This window comes from Reichenbachiella agarivorans, assembly GCF_025502585.1.
In the GTDB taxonomy this organism is placed as follows: Bacteria; Bacteroidota; Bacteroidia; order Cytophagales; family Cyclobacteriaceae; genus Reichenbachiella; species Reichenbachiella agarivorans.
The window spans coordinates 4,222,150-4,236,827 of record NZ_CP106679.1; the positions used below are offsets into that span (position 1 = coordinate 4,222,150).

A 14,678-nucleotide genomic window follows, 5' to 3' on the forward strand; every position below is an offset into this window, starting at 1 on the left:
TTGGCAAAATTATAGATTTGAATTTAGCTGAGCATTTAATTCCCAAAGACATTTTTGATCAGGTTTCTCTCTCCGCACAACAATTGCAGGTAGAAGCCTACGTCATCGGTGGATTTGTACGTGATATATTGTTAAAAAGACCCTCCAAAGACATTGACTTTGTTTGTGTAGGTAGTGGGATTGACTTGGCAGAAGCCAGCGCCAAAAGACTAGGCATCAGGCAGGTCACTACCTACAAGAACTTTGGTACGGCCATGATCAAACATCATGATCATGAAATCGAATTCGTCGGAGCACGCAGAGAGTCCTACCGGCAGGAATCGCGCAAACCTACCGTAGAAGATGGCACTCTAGAAGACGATCAAAACCGGCGAGACTTCACCATCAATGCACTGGCGATAGGCATCAATCCTGACAACTACGGAGAGCTAATTGATCCTTTTGATGGTCTCAAAGACCTGAAAAAGAAAATGATTCGTACTCCGCTGGAGCCGTCGATTACTTTTTCGGATGACCCCTTGCGCATGATGCGGGCAGTGAGATTTGCCAGTCAGCTCAATTTTGACATAGCACCTGAGACCTTCGAAGCGATCCAAAAAGAAGCCCACAGGATCAAAATCGTATCAGGAGAGCGAATCATTGTAGAGCTCAACAAGATTATTCTGTCCAAAAAACCCAGCTATGGTTTCAATCTGCTCTTTCAATGCGGCCTCTTGGAGCTGATCTTCCCTGAGATGATGGCGCTGCATGGCGTAGAAACTATCGACGGCAAGTCGCACAAGGACAACTTCTACCACACTTTGCAAGTCCTAGACAACATCTCTGAGCATACCGATGATTTGTATCTCAGATGGGCAGCTATCCTACATGACATAGCCAAGCCACCAACCAAGCGATTCAACAAAAAAGTGGGATGGACATTTCACGGTCACGAAGACAGAGGTGCAAGGATGACACCCGCTATATTCAAGCGACTCAAGTTGCCACTCGACGAACGTATGAAATACGTGCAAAAACTGGTCAAACTCCACTTGCGCCCCATTGCTCTGGTCAAAAAAGAAATCACAGATTCGGCGATCAGACGATTGCTCTTCGAGGCTGGAGACGACATAGACGACCTCATGACCCTGTGCAAGGCCGACATCACCAGCAAAAACTCCGAAAGGGTCAAACGCTATTTGCTCAACTTCAAGACGGTAGAGCAAAAACTCAAAGAAATAGAAGAAAAAGATCAATTGAGAAACTTCCAACCACCTGTGTCTGGTGAGGAGATTATGGAAACCTTTCATCTAAAACCCTCACGCATCGTGGGAGACATCAAAAACGAGATCCGAGAAGCGATCTTGGAAGGCATCATACCCAACAACAAAAAAGAGGCACTGAATTTGATGTACAGCATCGCCAAGGAAAAAGGGTTGGAGTTCTGACTCATTCCACACTAATTTACCATTTCAAATTAAACAGCTCATGAAACAAATATTAGCAATCCTCATACTATCCAGTCTCACACTAGGACTACAGGCCCAAAAGAAGGAGAAAGCCCCAAAACAAGAGAAAACAGAAAAAGCCGAGAAAACAGAAACCACCCAGGCTACAGACAATACTCAATCACAGGACTCGCTCAGCTACCCTGAGATGCAAATGAGGAAATACTACAGCATCTACCAACTAGCCAATCAGTTCAATGACCCAGCGGTCGCGAGAATGGCTCTCTACGAAATGTTGATGTACACGGGCAATCAGCCTGCACTTTTGGACACCCTGGCGATTACTTATTATGCTGCGAATCAGTTTGCCTCCTCTGCGCTGGTGGCACAAGAAAATCTGATGATCAATCCAGACAACGAAACAGCCCTGGAAATTGCGGCACTTTCGTTCCAAAACCTAGGTGTACTCACCAGAGCGTTGGACAACTACGAATCGTTGTTCTTGAAAAACAACAACACCAACACACTCTATCAAATGGCTTTTTTGCAGTATCAACTCAAGCGATACAAGGAATCCAAGACTTCCACCGACTTGCTGCTACAGCGCAAAGACGTAGATGAAATCCAACTGGTATTCAACAAAATAGACAAGAGCACCCAAGAGGTAAGCATGCGTGCTGCACTACTCAACCTGCAAGGTCTGATTGCCAAAGAAGAAGGAAGAAAAGAAGATGCTAAAAAGTTGTTCCTTGACGCGCTCAACGTCGCTCCAGGTTTTGAGTTGCCGCAGGCCAACTTGAGTAAGCTAACAAAAGGACAATAAGAATAAAGAAGTAAAACATAAAGGGCCAGTTCATCATTCCAGTCGGGATCAAGAGCTGGCCTTTTTTGATGACAGTCACCCTCCCTTGGCCGACATCTGCCATGATTCTCATGAACACCTGCCGAGATTTTTCTTCCTAGCTGCTGTGACTTTTCTTTAAACACGCGCGGGTTTTAAGAAAAACATACGTATCTTTTCATAAAAAGACAGGTATGTTTTTCTTAAAAGATAGCTATCTTTTTCAATGGAGTTACAGGGGTTTTAGATAGAAACAAAGGTGATACAAAACAAAATCTACGCATCATGGCAATCAAATATAAGGTAGTAAGCAAAAGACCAGGCGGCATAGCTGGTAAAAGACCCACAAGATACTATCCTGTACTCACCAGACGGAGAGTTGCCGACACTCGATACCTCATCAACCATATCAGCAGCATGAGTACGCTCAGTGGTGCGGATTTAGTTAGTGTATTCGAAAGCCTTAGAACTATCATCCCAGAACTACTCGGGGATGGAAAAAATGTGCGAATTGATGGATTGGGGACATTTAGCATCCACGCCCACAGCAAAGGAAAAGATACAGCAGACGACGTGACATCTAGAGATATAGACAGCCTAAAGATCAGCTTCTTGCCCGACAAAGGTGTCAAAATGATGCTGAAGTCCATCAAATTTGAAAAAGTCCAGTAAACCCAGAAACCACCTCTCTTCTACTAGCACCGTACTAACCTGAGTTCGACTCTTAAAGAGGGCTCATGACCCACTATAGGGCAAAATCAAAATGACCTTTGATTAAACAGTGCAGAAAAACCCTTCAAAGGTTCTCTTTCCAGATCATAGGCAAAACGAATGGTAAACTAAATTCTCCCAAAAAGCCCTTGAAGGGATATTTGCCTGCGATCAGTTGTTGGCTGTCATACTCATGAAAAATGCTTAATCTGCTCGGTCGCAATTGTTTTGCGATTGAAACATTCAAGATCAAGTGAATACTGTCCATAAGAAAGTAATGAAGGCAGCTATCTACCAAGATTTCGGTATATTCCTATGATCATCGCATCAAACCGACCATTGTTTTGATCAAATATGAGGCTGAGGTGTTAGTTTTGGTAGTGACCCCAGTCTAAAAAAGACAAAGAATATTTTATCTACTAGATTTGGTAAAAACATATAGTGGATATCATACAATGGCATTGTACACAATATTGACACCCAATGAGATACTTAATAATCATCATAATCTGCCTGATTTCAAGTTGTTCTGAAAAATCAGAGATTGCGCAAATTAAACGAATAGACGGTTCGACAATAGCAGAAGCTGAATTGGACACTAATATTAAAACCCTTGTTGACACAGCAAATGTGACGGGTTTGACCGTTACTATTTTCAACCAAGATACAGTAGCATATCAAAAAGCATTCGGATTCTCAAACCTCAATAAAAAGGATAGTTTAAATCTTAAACAAGTGTTTTATGGCGCTTCTTTGAGTAAAGCTGTTTTTGGTTATCTAGTGGCGCAGCTTGCTGACGAAGGAATAATTGACCTAGATAAACCATTACAGGAATACTTCAGTACAGCCATCCCTGAATTGCAATTTGAGAAAGAATGGAGGGGATTCAAAAATCTATCGGATGATGAACGATATAAGAAAATAACAGCAAGAATGTGCCTGTCACATACAACTGGTTTTCCCAATTGGAGATGGATAAGTAGAACTGGAGAGTTCACTCCTGAGGGAGATATTTTGTTTTATTTTGACCCTGGAACTGATTACAGTTATTCAGGAGAAGGAATGATGTTATTACAGTACGCTATTAAAAACCTAACTGGAAAAGGATTAGAAGAATTGGCAAAAGAACGAGTTTTTGATCCTTTAAAGATGGATATGACCAGCTATTTATGGCAAGAACGATTTGAGGACAATTATTGTAATGGACATACGACAGAGCAAAAAGTAATTGATAAAGATAAAGCCGATGAACCTGCCGCTGCAGGTTCAATGTCAACAACTCCTGTGGATTACTCAAGATTCTTAGAAAAAATACTTGCCTTATGTTCCCTTAACTCCCCTGTTACCAAATTGATGTTTTCTCCTAATATTCGCATTAAGTCAAAGAAACAATTTGGACCACTTTCCATAGAAAAATCTAATGCAAATGACAGTATTGATTTAAGTTATGGTTTGGGATGGGGAATATTAAAATCGCCATATGGATACGGATATTTTAAAGAAGGTCATGGAGAGGGCTTTCAGCATTATTCGATCCTCTTTCCAGAAAAGAATATAGGAATTCTCCTAATGTCAAATAGTGACAATGCAGAAAGTGTTTTCAAAGAAATCCTTGAAATAGGAATCAAGGATATTTATACATCTTGGTACTGGGAAGATTACATTCCATATAATGAAAAATAAAAAAACGCTCGGTCGCCATTGCTTTGCGATTGAAACATTCAAGATCAAGTGAATACTGTCCATAGGAAAGTGATGAAGGCTACTGTTCCCCACCAAAAACGGGATAGGTTACATCTTCATGCCACAGTACGGAATCGGTCATGCTGATGGGACAACTCAAATGCTAACCGTGAACTCATTGCTAAAATTCATTCTAGAGAAGGGAAGGGTTTGAATTACATGCCACGTCATCGCCGGTTAATACAAAGACTACATACGCACCATTCTTCAATCTATTTTTTCCTACGAATCATGCTCTTGGCATTGGAAAGGTCTATCTCGTACTCCTCATGATGGAATATCTTGGTGATGGCGCCAGATTGGATGAGTGATGCTGGATCACCAGATACGATGGCCGAGTTGAAGTCCATGAGCCAGAGCTGATCTGCAAACTGCAGCGACAGATCTAGCTCATGAGTAGAAACCAGGATGGCCTTTTGGGTCTTGGACTTGATGGCTGCAAACAAACCAAACATATCGATACGATTGACGATATCAAGATGGGCAGTCGGTTCGTCCATCAGGATGAAGTCCGTGTCCTGCGCCAGTGCTCTGGCTACCATGGCTTTTTGAAACTGTCCATCACTCAGCGTGCCTAGCTTGGCGTGCTCGATGTAGTTGATCTTGCACAGATCGATGGATTCTTGGATTTTGCGTTTGTCTTCGGTACTCTCCTTTCCTATCCAGTTGGTGTAGGGAAATCTACCCAGTGCGACCAACTCTCTGACACTCATGTTGGACATCCCGATTTTGTCAGTGGTGATGATGCCGATTTGCTTGGCAAGATCCTTTCTATCCATGTTGCTCAGTTTTTCCTCCCCGATCATGACTTCACCAGACAGCGGTGTTTGTGTGCCAGACAGCGTCCTAAGCAAAGTGCTCTTTCCTACCCCGTTCTGTCCCAGTAGACAGATCAGTTGCCCTGGTTGCAGGGCTAGGCTGACCTCCGAGGCAATGATTTTTTCGCCATACCCGATACTTAGATGTGCTGTACTGAGTGCCTTCATGTCAAAATCCACTTTGAATGTTCTTTCGTTTCACAATCAGCCAGATCACCAGCGGTCCACCTAGCAGAGAGGTGATGGCGTTGAGTGGCAGAGACTGAGCCAATCCAGGCAAGCGAGACACCATGTCACAAAACAACAACACCACGGATCCCATCACGGCTGAGTAAGGAATCAACTTCTTATGATCGGAAGTATCCAATATCATCCGCGCGATGTGTGGCCCAGCCAATCCTATGAAAGCAATCGGTCCACAATAGGCCGTCACCGTCCCCGCCAGTAGGGCCGTCACGCAGATGATGGCGTATTTGGATCGTTGCAAATTCAGGCCCGCATTGCGCGCATAGGCATTGCCGATTAGGTAGATATTCAGAGGTTTCAGCAGGAATATGGAAGAGACCAATCCAATCATGATGAGGGGTACCATCATTGTCAACTCTCCCATCGTCACGCTGCCCAAATCCCCAAAAGTCCACATCAGATAGGCCTGTATATCCTCAGGATTGCTAAAATACTGTAGCACACTCACCACGGCCCCTGTCGCCGAACTAAACATCAGACCAATGATCAACAGAGAAGTATGATCGGCCACTTTGGTAGAAAAGTAAATCACTACCAAGAAGACCAAAAAAGAACCCATAATAGCACCCAAAGTCGTAGATATCCCTGCGTAATAGGTCAAGCCTATCACAGAAAAAAATGAACTCCCCAGTACGACCAAAGCCACGCCCAAACTCGCACCAGAGCTAATTCCCAACACAAAAGGTCCTGCCAAGGGATTGCGGAAAAAGGTCTGCATAAACAAGCCACTCAGACTCAAAGAAGCCCCCGCCAACAGTGCCGCCAACGCACGTGGCAGGCGGTAATTGAAGATAATATTTTGCCACACCCGTGTGTCATCCGATGGGTCGGTGATGATCACGTATAGATCTGATGGCGGTATCCATACCGAGCCCACGACGATATTGAGCACAAAAAGCGCTGCACAAAGGAGTCCTAGAAAGAGAATGGATTTGAACACTTAGAGTTGAAAGTATAGAGTTATAAAGTTGAAAGTATAAAGCTGAAATCGTTTTCAATGACTATACTATTTAACCAATAGCCATTTTCTTTACCTCCAAATAAAGCAAAGCTAATAGAATATTTGAGTAAAAAACTAGGAATAGCTATCCTTCCTGTGTCCTACTTTTCGAATATCAACGATTCTAATTTCGTCATCAATGGTGTAGAGTACTCTGTGGTTTCCTATCCTTATACGCCAGTTTTGGGAGTTCCCTTTTAGCTTTTTGGCTCCACTGGGGCGTGGATCATTCGCTAATAGATTTGAAAATCTTGTTATTGACACTTTTGGATATCCTTTATGACAGTAGCAAGCGGTACTGTCAACTGGCGGTTTTGCTCCTGATGTCGTCGGGAAGGTTTCTAGCACGCAGAATTTGTCCCTGCAGCCTGCAGGAAGGTTTTCAAGGTCTCGTTCTAAAATAAGTTGACAGGTTATAGATAAATACTGATATGAGTTGACCATGATACTAGGAAATTGACCTTCAGGATAGCCCTATTCGAGAAAGAACCCTGTCAGGGTTACTCTCAATCAAAAAATCGTGGTTTCGAAACCATCCATGTCTAATATCAATACAACCCTGATAGGGTTGATACAGCAGAGAAACTCTACATACAGCACGCCTACCGCAGTAATCAGTGCGGCTTATCAAAGCTATCTCGGCTTACTCCAATTTCTTATAATAGTACAGTTCATAGTCCGGCAACAGTTCTGGATGGAGGATTTTGATATGATCGGCCAGCAAGAGATGCGGATTGGCGTTGCCTGACTCAAAGTAGTCATTGCCTCCATTGGCAGTGGATCGCTTGGTGTAGGTATATACCTGTCCAGTTTTGAATGCCTTGAAATCCGCATACCTTTCGTCTGCTGCGACTATGTCTGCCAGCGACTCATAGTTGGCCGCACCGATCCAAAAATCCGCATCGTGTGCTTTGGCATACACTGCTTCAAAGTCCAGATTCAGCCAGCCGTTGCCCTGATCATCCGACCAGAGATAGTTACCTCCAGCATCGTTGATCATCATACCGTTGTAGTTGTTGCCCGCAGGCATGAACCATGTGCCGCCGTACAAAGTACCCGAATAAACGGTGGGTCGATTCACCTCAGTCACCATAGCAAGCAATGAATCATAGGCCAAGACCACTTGATCAAAATATGCCTCAGATTCCTTTTCCTTTCCAGTCAGATACCCTACAAATTTGATCCACTCTGCCCGTCCCAAAACGGTGTTCTCCATGTAATCAGGAGTCAAGACAATGGTCTGTCCTAGCTCCTGCAATTTCTCCAGTTGGCGATTTTCACCCCTTGCCACAAAGGCCAATACGATGTCTGCTTTCAGATTCAATACCTGCTCTACATCTATTTTTCCTTCACTCCCGATCTCTACCATATGCTGAGCATCCAATAGTTGATTGATCTTGGACGAATAGATATACTGTGTTTGGGCAAAACCCTTTAACTTCTCCTCAACCCCCAAAATCTCCAAAAAAGAAAGATGGGTAGTAGAGTTGGAGACCAAGCTATTGACCGGATATTTGATGGGGATGAAATGATGATAAGCCTCTCCCTCAGGGATGGAATCATCATAAATCATGTAAGTCAAAGCATCTTCATTGCCTTGCCAAGGTTGGTTGACCGTGATGATGCGATAGCCCTCCATACTTTCTATAGAGAAGCGCTCGGCGTATTGGACGATTCCTACATTGGGTTCTGAGGTGGTGGTATGAGTTTCATTGGGCTGACATGCCCAAAAGCCAAAGACAATTAAAAAGGGAACAAGATTTTTCATAAGTTCCGCAAGCTCGGACAATTTTTGATGAACTCCGAAACTTGATTCAAAAGTTCTACCCTCAATTTAATGGCGAAATAAAAATGGATAAATCCAATAAGCAAACGATTACCACCTATAGCCCAGGGTTTAAACCCTGGGCTATAGGAAATGCAAGGTACAACCCAACCGTTTCAACGGTTTAAAACAGACGACCATGAAGCATTCATTCAATAAAATGATTCTACCATTACATTCGTGGTAGTACCGATTCAAATTTACCTTCTCACGAAAGAAGATCCTGCCTCCATGGTAGCATAGGATTTAATTTCTTCAAAATCTTCAGAGGACATGTTGTCTTCCGCCTTTCCCTTGTTGGGCAAGACAAAGCCCGTATCATTTTGCCACCATTGTGCGGCTAGCTGTTTGGTTTCGTCTTGGCATACCTCAAAATGATCAATACAAGATTCGCAAGTCATCCAAACAATCTCTTTGCCTGCGGTCTTTTCAAAGATGATTTTTCTCATCATCGTAGCACGCTGATCTTGGTTTTTGAAATGAGCAGTAGTGTACGAGAGCGTTTCAGGTTCTACCATTTTGCGATCCCAATATTTGCGCGAAGACACCACTTGCGCTGTGGACAAGGCAAATCCATCATTTTGATTCATTATGGATTTACAAATACTGCAAGCTGCCTGCTTCTTTTTGGGAGGAGACTTGAAAATTTTATCTAGGAATCTCATAGGTAGTTAGTTTGTATGCAACATCTCTGTAGATGCTTTTGATTCTTGTTTAGTTGCACCAAGACTTGCATTATTACGAGTCAATCTAAAAATACCGAATATTTCTTACCTTCTGTCTAACAATACTCTAAAATCCTTTAACATTGCGGTAATTATTGGTTTGGACGTTGCCTGCTGCATCGTCTGATTAAAAGGGAATTCGGTGATTCTCGTTCAGAAAGAAAAATCCGAAGCTGTCCCCGCAACTGTAATCCTTGATTCTAGCAAATAGAATACATTTTTGATCCACAACACCACTGGTCATGTACTGGGAAGGTTATCAAAAATCAGGAAAGCCAGGAGACCTGCCTATAATTTTGATTACTGAGCTTTCGGGTGAAAGGTCTTGGGATTGAGATGGAATATTATCCTTCTACATCTTGGGCTGCTCTGTATTTTAATCTGATTCATATGCGGAGAGTTGTTATTATGTCCCTTTTATGTTTACTATGTCATTTGGCATGGTCACAGCAGGATTCTGTCCTGCTGGATGGGGTCAGTGTCTATTCCAGTCGCATGAGGACTTTTGCCGCTGCTGACAAAATCATCCTCATTGATAGCGGTATTCAAAAGATGAACGATGGCAATTCCCTAGCCATGCTCCTGACCAAAATCGCTCCACTCAACATCAGAGCTTATGGTATCGGTGGATTGTCCACACCATCTCTGCGTGGAACTGGCAGCAACCAAACAGCAGTGGTGTGGGAAGGACTCAACCTCCAAAGTCAGATGAACGGCAGTCTGGACCTCAATCTCGTTCCATCCATCATGGTAGACGATGTATCGATTCAGTTTGGTGGTAGTAGCTCCATGTTTGGATCGGGTGCCATGGGTGGGACGATCCAAATGGGAAGCAGTGCCCCTTCCTTCCAGTCTGGCATCTCCGCCTCTCTCCACGAACAACTTGGCAGCTTCGGACTACAAAGTCACGCATTCAAAGTGAAGGCTGCCACCCAAAAGTTGAGTTTGGGAGTCCGAGCCTTCCTCAAAGAAGCCGACAATGATTTTGAGTTCTACAATGTGTACAACCAGTCAGACGAAACCATGCGCAATGCCCAAGTCAAGCAATATGGCATCTTGACAGAACTCGCCTATCGACCATTGCCCAACGGTCTGTTGGAGCTAAAACACTGGTACCAGGACAACGATACCCACGTCCCCAAAACAGCAGGTGCAGGACAGGAATCCAATGCGATTCAATACGATCAATTCCATAGAGCCATCTTAAAATACGATCAAAAACTTAGCAATGCTTGGCGACTCAATTACAAATTAGGGCTACTAGATCATGTGCTAAACTATGACGACAAGATCAACACCCATTCGCACAGCCACTCTCAATCCATCATCAACGAGGCTTTGTTCAACTACAGAGCCAGCAGACACCTCCAATTAGAAATTGGTCTCAATGCTACCCACGAGAGTGGCGATGCAGACAACTACAGTGACATACAGGATCGAAACAGAATGGCACTTTTTGTTTCCAGTCATCTTGCAATCAGGCAAAAATTGGAACTCAACCTGGCCATCCGTACAAATATGGTCGATGGAGATTTCAAACCGATCCTTCCTTCACTTGGACTGAACTACCACACCAACTCTTGGCTAGATATCAAAGCCAAAGTGGCTAAAAGTTACCGCATACCTACCTTCAACGACCTCTATTGGTCAGGATCAGGAGCGAAAGGAAATCCAGACCTAGTCCCCGAAAACGGCATGAGTTACGAGATTGGCTATTTGATCCATGCCAAAAAAGAATCACTATCCTTCCATTACGAAGGTACCGTCTTCTATAACCACATTCTCGATTGGATATTTTGGAATGATCTCGGCAGTTACTGGACACCTATCAACCTCAAAGAGCTGTGGTCCTATGGCATAGAACAAAACCTGCATGCCCAATATCAGCTCAATCAAAACAGCCGAATCACCTTGGATGGCAATTATCAATTTGTACTATCCACCCCTGAGAAACCTGACGAGCTATTTGGGAATCTCCAGCAAGTCTATACCCCCAAGCATCAGGGGAATGCCTTTGTACAGTACCACTGGCGCAGTATCCAAGCAGGCGTCAACCTCATTTATGCAGGCAAGCAATATTCTGATGATGGTAATATAGAGATCAGAGCAGTAGATCCATATGCCTTGACTGATTTGAGTGTGGGATACAAATTTGCATTGGCACAAAAGCACGCAATTCAAAGCACACTACAGGTCAAAAACATTTTCGATACTTCGTATGAAGTGCGACGCGCCTACCCTATGCCAGGCATCAATTATCAACTCAACCTTGTTTATACATTCAATTAACATAGAATCCATGAGATAATTATTCATATAATCCTAAACAAGTATTGCTGATTCTAAACCAACATATTTTCAAATTAGATTTAATATAACACATGAAAACAAACACACTTTTCAACAACTTTTTGAAAGCCTCTTTATTGGTTTTCGTTCTAGCATTTTCTGCATGTACAGAGGATGATGGCAGCAAATTCACGCCTGGACAGGATGGATTTTTCATCGTCAATGAGGGAGCTTGGGGCAATGCCAACACCAGTTTATCTTATTTCGACAAGGCTACATTAACAGTAACCAACAACCTGTTCGAAACCAACACAGGCAGACCACTGGGTGATCAAGCACAATCCATGACAGTATTCAATGATCTAGGATATATTGTCGTACAAAACTCATCAAAGCTAGAAGTAATCAGTACTTTGGATTATTCCTCAGTAGCTACGATCTCTGAAGGACTTTCTTCCCCAACATATTTCTTGGGAATAAGTGCAAACAAAGGATATGTATCTGATTGGGGGCCTGATGGTGTGACAAGTTCTATCAAAATAATCGATCTTACTACCAATACCATCACCGATTCCATCAGTACAGGTGCAGGAACCAATCAAATGGTTTTGGTGGACAACATGGTCTATGCAGCCAATTCTGGAGGTTGGGGTTATGATAACACTGTAGTGGTCATAGATACTGAGACAGACGAAATCATCAAAACAATAGAAGTAGGGGACAATCCATCTACTTTGGCTGTCGATAAAAACGAAAATGTGTGGGTGACTGGTAACGGCCTTACAGACTATGTCAATGCTGAAAACTCTACACCTGCATTCTTAGCTAAGATTGACTCAGAAAACAATACTGTAGAATTGAAAATCAATGCACCAGAAACAGGCATAGGCCCTTCGCGTTTGAATATTGACTCAGAAGGTAAAACTCTTGTTTTCAAATACAAAAGCGGTATCAGTACTGCACCTATCGAAGTGACATCTGTATCAGACTTTACAGAGATCATCGCAGCAGATCAATTTACCAGCCTGTATGGTTTTGGCATAGACAAGTCCGAAAACCACATCATAGCAGGTGATGCTCCTGATTTCACCAACCCTGGGTCTATCAAACGATACGAATTGAATGGCACTTTCATCGACCAATATACTGTTGGCATTGGTCCAAATGGCATTGCATATTAATCCCCAATCCACCTACATAAGATGCTCTGCAAATGCAGAGTATCTTTACATATTATGATCATATATATTACAGGAGGTGAGCGGTCTGGCAAATCAGGCTTTGCACAACAATTGGCACAGGATTTTTCTGACAAGCCTTATTATTTGGCAACAGCCAAAAAATGGGATCAAGAATTCGAAGAGCGAATCTCTCGACATCAATCAGATCGGGACGAGCGTTGGACAACTATCGAAGAGCAAATATATCTAGGCGATGTTCTCCCAGAAAATACCACTATAGTCATCGACTGTGTCACCTTATGGCTCACAAACATCTTTTCTACCCAGCAGTATGAAAGAGACAAATCATTTGCCCAGGCCAAAGAACAATTCTTAAAACTCATCGCCTATGAGGGCACCTTGCTCATCATCTCCAACGAAATCGGAATGGGCTTGCATGCAGACTCCAAAATGGGCAGAGATTTCGTAGAATTGCAGGGCTGGACCAATCAGCTCATAGCACAACATGCCGATGAGGCATATTTCCTGATCTCAGGTTTGGCACAGAGGATTAAATAGATAGGCTATTGATATAAAACTCAAGAGCAGAAAATGCGCATTGGCAATCAAAAACTCGGTTTGTAGTTTTCCTGAAACTCTTCCCATGGAGTGGACTTGTAATTATCACCCCCGTAGTACCTGATGATTTTATCAAACACCCCTACTTCTAAATATCCAGGGACTGGTGACAACAACCTAAATTCTTCGTCCATAAACACCACAGTGGGGTAACTCATTTTGCCATTGAGCAGGGAATAAGCCAATTCGTGGATACCATTTCTCCCTGTGTCTTGCCACTTAAAGGTGTGATCATTGAATTGAATGTCTTCACGTTGCTCTGCGTTCAATTTGACTGGATAATACTTTTCATTGAGGTATTTGGCAATTTCTGGATGATTGAATGTGCCTGCATCCATTTTCTTGCACCATCCACACCAGTCGGTATATACGTCTATAAAAATTTTCTTGGGTTTGGTTTTGTTCAATGCTACGGCCTCTTCGAAAGTGTACCACTTTACTTCTGTTGCTTTGGGTTCTTTTTCAACCAGCGCATAAGACGACCCAATCACTGCTACAGCGACCAAAATCATGAATATCTTTGTGTAATCTCTCATCTCAAAATATTTAACCCTCATACAAAAATAAGGTTTTTATATCAATACACTAGCAATACAGCATCCACTGCAAAAAAGTTTCGAACACAATGTTTTCGTATTACTTTTCCATGGTTTATTTTAAGGCAAAAATTTAACCATGGAAAACTGCAACAGATGTCAAAAAAGGGCTGTATTCAAATGCAAGGGATGTGGTCGTGTGTGGTGCAAGGCCTGCCATGAAGAAATAGGCAAGCCTGGGCTATTTGCTGGAAAATGTGGTGCTTGTGAAGGAATAGTGGTGAGGATGGAACATGCCTGACTTAACCCCCCACCAGTTCTCTCAGACTATGAATCAAACTTTCCCACAGGTCTTTTAGCTCTTGCTCATCATCCATATCAGAGTAATCTGTCACTCGAATGAAAACTTCCTGAGTCAGTTCATTCATATCCAATTTGAACTCCAAATAACTGGGATCTTCATCATCAGAGATAAAATCAAATCTAACCTGACTATTGGTTCGATGTGATGTCATTTGTGCACGACTCTCCTCTCCATCCCAATAAAAAGTAAAATTCTTATCCTCATCTATGTTCACATTGTCTGCAAACCACTGTGCTAAACCACTAGCGGTAGATAGATAAGGATATAACATCTTTTTGGACGCCCTTACTTCGTACTCACCTACATATTTGAATTTACTCATACTCAATACACTATGTGCTTCAATGAAATTTT

At 42.8% G+C, this 14,678-nt stretch carries 15 protein-coding genes and 1 riboswitch; of the genes, 8 read left to right on the top strand and 7 right to left on the bottom strand.

Annotated features, from left to right (window positions below):
* Window positions 1–17 precede the first annotated feature (17 nt).
* The 4 genes from N6H18_RS17500 (at window position 18) to N6H18_RS17515 (ending at window position 4,662) form a co-directional block, all read left to right on the top strand.
* Window positions 18–1,427, top strand: a complete 1,410-nt coding sequence (locus N6H18_RS17500; RefSeq protein ID WP_262309576.1) for a CCA tRNA nucleotidyltransferase — start codon at window positions 18–20, stop codon at window positions 1,425–1,427.
* Between the two features lie 40 nt (window positions 1,428–1,467).
* The gene (locus tag N6H18_RS17505) at window positions 1,468–2,250 is read left to right on the top strand and encodes a hypothetical protein (RefSeq protein ID WP_262309577.1); all 783 of its coding nucleotides are present in this window, start codon (window positions 1,468–1,470) and stop codon (window positions 2,248–2,250) included.
* A gap of 303 nt (window positions 2,251–2,553) precedes the next feature.
* The gene (locus tag N6H18_RS17510; protein ID WP_262309578.1) at window positions 2,554–2,940 is read left to right on the top strand and encodes an HU family DNA-binding protein; all 387 of its coding nucleotides are present in this window, start codon (window positions 2,554–2,556) and stop codon (window positions 2,938–2,940) included.
* 522 nt (window positions 2,941–3,462) lie between these two features.
* Window positions 3,463–4,662, top strand: a complete 1,200-nt coding sequence (locus N6H18_RS17515; RefSeq protein WP_262309579.1) for a serine hydrolase domain-containing protein — start codon at window positions 3,463–3,465, stop codon at window positions 4,660–4,662.
* A gap of 272 nt (window positions 4,663–4,934) precedes the next feature.
* Here N6H18_RS17515 and N6H18_RS17520 read toward each other — a convergent pair whose 3' ends face one another.
* The 5 genes from N6H18_RS17520 to N6H18_RS17540 all read right to left on the bottom strand — a co-directional run bounded on the left by N6H18_RS17520 (window position 4,935) and on the right by N6H18_RS17540 (window position 9,276).
* Entirely contained in the window at window positions 4,935–5,708 is a 774-nt protein-coding gene (locus N6H18_RS17520) for an ABC transporter ATP-binding protein (protein WP_262309580.1), read from the bottom strand.
* Window position 5,709: 1 nt separating this feature from the next.
* Complete coding sequence (locus tag N6H18_RS17525; protein WP_262309581.1) at window positions 5,710–6,726, bottom strand: iron ABC transporter permease; 1,017 nt, start codon at window positions 6,724–6,726, stop codon at window positions 5,710–5,712.
* Window positions 6,727–6,861: 135 nt separating this feature from the next.
* Window positions 6,862–7,230: a type II toxin-antitoxin system RelE family toxin gene (locus N6H18_RS18820; protein ID WP_407692831.1), complete on the bottom strand. Its 369-nt coding sequence runs from the start codon at window positions 7,228–7,230 to the stop codon at window positions 6,862–6,864.
* A 199-nt stretch (window positions 7,231–7,429) separates the two neighbouring features.
* Window positions 7,430–8,554, bottom strand: a complete 1,125-nt coding sequence (locus tag N6H18_RS17535) for an ABC transporter substrate-binding protein (RefSeq protein WP_262309583.1) — start codon at window positions 8,552–8,554, stop codon at window positions 7,430–7,432.
* Window positions 8,555–8,811: 257 nt separating this feature from the next.
* Window positions 8,812–9,276, bottom strand: a complete 465-nt coding sequence (locus N6H18_RS17540) for a hypothetical protein (RefSeq protein ID WP_262309584.1) — start codon at window positions 9,274–9,276, stop codon at window positions 8,812–8,814.
* Between the two features lie 139 nt (window positions 9,277–9,415).
* Window positions 9,416–9,642: riboswitch (cobalamin riboswitch) on the top strand.
* Window positions 9,643–9,744: 102 nt separating this feature from the next.
* On the opposite strand from N6H18_RS17540, the gene N6H18_RS17545 reads away from it, so the two are divergent.
* From N6H18_RS17545 to N6H18_RS17555, 3 genes are all read left to right on the top strand, one after another.
* A complete protein-coding gene (locus N6H18_RS17545) occupies window positions 9,745–11,625 on the top strand; it encodes a TonB-dependent receptor (RefSeq protein ID WP_262309585.1) in 1,881 nt (626 codons plus the stop codon).
* A gap of 92 nt (window positions 11,626–11,717) precedes the next feature.
* Window positions 11,718–12,806 carry a YncE family protein gene (locus tag N6H18_RS17550; protein WP_262309586.1) on the top strand — a complete coding sequence of 363 codons (1,089 nt, stop codon included), beginning with the start codon at window positions 11,718–11,720 and terminating at the stop codon, window positions 12,804–12,806.
* A gap of 54 nt (window positions 12,807–12,860) precedes the next feature.
* Entirely contained in the window at window positions 12,861–13,364 is a 504-nt protein-coding gene (locus N6H18_RS17555; RefSeq protein WP_262309587.1) for a bifunctional adenosylcobinamide kinase/adenosylcobinamide-phosphate guanylyltransferase, read from the top strand.
* A 47-nt stretch (window positions 13,365–13,411) separates the two neighbouring features.
* Here the strand turns inward: N6H18_RS17555 and N6H18_RS17560 are convergent, their stop codons facing one another.
* Window positions 13,412–13,960 (bottom strand): thioredoxin family protein, encoded by a 549-nt coding sequence (locus N6H18_RS17560; RefSeq protein ID WP_262309588.1) that lies wholly within the window; start codon window positions 13,958–13,960, stop codon window positions 13,412–13,414.
* A 139-nt stretch (window positions 13,961–14,099) separates the two neighbouring features.
* Here N6H18_RS17560 and N6H18_RS17565 point away from each other — a divergent pair, with 139 nt between their 5' ends.
* Window positions 14,100–14,261 carry a hypothetical protein gene (locus tag N6H18_RS17565; protein ID WP_262309589.1) on the top strand — a complete coding sequence of 54 codons (162 nt, stop codon included), beginning with the start codon at window positions 14,100–14,102 and terminating at the stop codon, window positions 14,259–14,261.
* A gap of 1 nt (window position 14,262) precedes the next feature.
* Here N6H18_RS17565 and N6H18_RS17570 read toward each other — a convergent pair whose 3' ends face one another.
* Window positions 14,263–14,646 (bottom strand): START-like domain-containing protein, encoded by a 384-nt coding sequence (locus tag N6H18_RS17570; RefSeq protein WP_262309590.1) that lies wholly within the window; start codon window positions 14,644–14,646, stop codon window positions 14,263–14,265.
* Window positions 14,647–14,678 lie beyond the last annotated feature (32 nt).

Bases quoted from the DNA above. Each gene is read 5' to 3' on its own strand.
- N6H18_RS17505 (WP_262309577.1), top strand. From the start codon at position 1,468: ATGAAACAAATATTAGCAATCCTCATACTATCCAGTCTCACACTAGGA.
- N6H18_RS17510 (WP_262309578.1), top strand. From the start codon at position 2,554: ATGGCAATCAAATATAAGGTAGTAAGCAAAAGACCAGGCGGCATAGCT.
- N6H18_RS17515 (WP_262309579.1), top strand. From the start codon at position 3,463: ATGAGATACTTAATAATCATCATAATCTGCCTGATTTCAAGTTGTTCT.
- N6H18_RS17520 (WP_262309580.1), bottom strand. From the start codon at position 5,708: ATGAAGGCACTCAGTACAGCACATCTAAGTATCGGGTATGGCGAAAAA.
- N6H18_RS18820 (WP_407692831.1), bottom strand. From the start codon at position 7,230: ATGGTCAACTCATATCAGTATTTATCTATAACCTGTCAACTTATTTTA.
- N6H18_RS17535 (WP_262309583.1), bottom strand. From the start codon at position 8,554: ATGAAAAATCTTGTTCCCTTTTTAATTGTCTTTGGCTTTTGGGCATGT.
- N6H18_RS17540 (WP_262309584.1), bottom strand. From the start codon at position 9,276: ATGAGATTCCTAGATAAAATTTTCAAGTCTCCTCCCAAAAAGAAGCAG.
- N6H18_RS17545 (WP_262309585.1), top strand. From the start codon at position 9,745: ATGTCCCTTTTATGTTTACTATGTCATTTGGCATGGTCACAGCAGGAT.
- N6H18_RS17550 (WP_262309586.1), top strand. From the start codon at position 11,718: ATGAAAACAAACACACTTTTCAACAACTTTTTGAAAGCCTCTTTATTG.
- N6H18_RS17555 (WP_262309587.1), top strand. From the start codon at position 12,861: ATGATCATATATATTACAGGAGGTGAGCGGTCTGGCAAATCAGGCTTT.
- N6H18_RS17560 (WP_262309588.1), bottom strand. From the start codon at position 13,960: ATGAGAGATTACACAAAGATATTCATGATTTTGGTCGCTGTAGCAGTG.
- N6H18_RS17565 (WP_262309589.1), top strand. From the start codon at position 14,100: ATGGAAAACTGCAACAGATGTCAAAAAAGGGCTGTATTCAAATGCAAG.
- N6H18_RS17570 (WP_262309590.1), bottom strand. From the start codon at position 14,646: ATGAGTAAATTCAAATATGTAGGTGAGTACGAAGTAAGGGCGTCCAAA.